This is a genomic window from Mangrovimonas sp. ST2L15 (assembly GCF_001280515.1).
In the GTDB taxonomy this organism is placed as follows: domain Bacteria; phylum Bacteroidota; class Bacteroidia; order Flavobacteriales; family Flavobacteriaceae; genus Mangrovimonas; species Mangrovimonas futianensis.
In genome coordinates, this window is the sequence record NZ_LBIQ01000001.1 from 1 (window position 1) to 241 (window position 241).

At 47.7% G+C, this 241-nt stretch carries 1 protein-coding gene; it reads left to right on the top strand.

The annotated features are described in order from the left end of the window. Nucleotides 1-241 (top strand): hypothetical protein (locus tag ZA07_RS16065; protein WP_197276672.1); only part of this gene is annotated, 241 nt, incomplete at both ends.

Genomic DNA, 241 nt, shown 5'->3' on the forward strand with positions numbered 1-241 from the left:
TCAATATTCAAGATACAACTGCTCCAGTGGCTCCTGACGCTCCTGCAGATATCACTTACGAGTGTATCGGCGATATGCCTGCTGCTGGTGAGTTGACTGCTACAGACAACTGTGCTGGTGACATTACTGCTACTGCTGTAGATAGCATGGACGATACAGATCCTTGTAACATTGTGGTGACCAGAACGTGGACATTCACTGATGCGTGTAACAACTCATCTTCGGTGTCACAGACCATCAC